Raw genomic sequence first — 315 nt, 5'->3', positions numbered from 1 at the left:
GCACGGCGGCGGTAACGGCACCGAGAATTTCACCTACACCATCACCGATTCTGACGGCGACACCAGCACCGCGAATCTGGTGCTGCAGATTCACAATAATGACGATCCGGTGGTCCTCAACGGTCTCGACGTCAACGGCGGCGAACTCACGGTTTACGAGAAAAACCTCAGCACCGGCAGCGCTCCTGACCCAACCGCGCTGACCCAAAGCGGCACCTTCACCATCACTGCACAAGACGGTGTAACGAGCCTGACCGTGGGCGGCATCGCCGTGGTTACTAATGGTGTGGCTGCAGGCTTCCCACAATCGGTGAC

At 59.4% G+C, this 315-nt stretch carries 1 protein-coding gene; it reads left to right on the top strand.

What is annotated here, in order from left to right; all coding sequences use genetic code 11:
• On the top strand, nt 1-315 hold a 315-nt coding region (locus OC71_RS26755; RefSeq protein ID WP_041075076.1), incomplete at both ends, for a hypothetical protein.

The organism is Pseudomonas sp. W15Feb9B (assembly GCF_000828175.1).
GTDB classification, from domain to species: domain Bacteria; phylum Pseudomonadota; class Gammaproteobacteria; order Pseudomonadales; family Pseudomonadaceae; genus Aquipseudomonas; species Aquipseudomonas parakoreensis.
This window is presented reverse-complemented; position numbering and strand designations above follow the sequence as displayed.